An 830-nucleotide genomic window follows, 5' to 3' on the forward strand; every position below is an offset into this window, starting at 1 on the left:
CCATCCGCATCGACGATTCAGGGATCGCCCAGGCCGCTGCCCGCCACCTCATCCAGCTCGGCCACAGCAAGATCGCCCACATGACCGGCGATGCCGCCTACGAGCAGGACTTCCGCCTGCCGGGCACCCGCCAGGCCGGTTTCAAAAAGGCCATGAGTGACGCGGGAATGGCGATCCGTCCCGAGTGGCAGGTTTCCGCCGACTTCACAATCCAGGGGGCATACGCCAGCGCCCGGCAGCTGCTCGGCGGCTCCGTTGACCGTCCCACAGCAGTGTTCGCGGCGTCCGATGAAATGGCGATCGGCACAATTCTTGCCGCCCGCGACTTCGGACTCCATGTGCCCCACGACCTCTCAGTGATCGGCATTGACGGCCACGAACTGGGTGAGGTTTTTGGCCTCACGACAATCGACCAGGACGCACGCGGCCAGGGTGCACTGGCTGTCCGCCGCCTGCTCGACGGGCTCGACGGTGTGGGGGACGCCGAGGCGGCCGACACCGAGTATCCGACCCGCTTCGTGATCCGTTCCAGCACGGCTGTTCCGCCCGTGGATACGGTGCCGCTGCACTAGCTGTCCTGCCGGCTCCGGGGCTTTCCCCTTCGGGGCCGCGTTCCTGCCCAGTTGCTCGGTGCGGCACCTGGTGGCTTTGGCAGAAAAGCCCTCTAATCCGGGGAAGCCGCGGGGTGCCAAGTGCTTGTCAGCACAAGAACTGGGCAGGAGCGCTTCCCTCTGTAGTCCGGGGACCTCAGGCGCCGGGCCCACCCATAAAGCGCACGAACCGGTCGAGCACTCCCGGCCAGCCGGTGGCATAGTCCGCGCGTGTTGCGG

General features: G+C 66.9%; 2 pseudogenes (both running past the window's edge). One reads left to right on the plus strand and one right to left on the minus strand.

Annotated features, from left to right (window positions below):
• Positions 1 to 572, plus strand: a pseudogene (locus tag K789_RS22725) (LacI family DNA-binding transcriptional regulator) (it extends 450 nt beyond the left edge of the window).
• Positions 573 to 747: 175 nt separating this feature from the next.
• On the opposite strand, the pseudogene K789_RS0109280 reads toward K789_RS22725, so the two are convergent.
• A pseudogene (locus tag K789_RS0109280) lies at positions 748 to 830 on the minus strand (SRPBCC domain-containing protein); it runs 418 nt beyond the window's last position.

This window comes from Arthrobacter sp. TB 26 (assembly GCF_000427315.1).
In the GTDB taxonomy this organism is placed as follows: domain Bacteria; phylum Actinomycetota; class Actinomycetes; order Actinomycetales; family Micrococcaceae; genus Arthrobacter.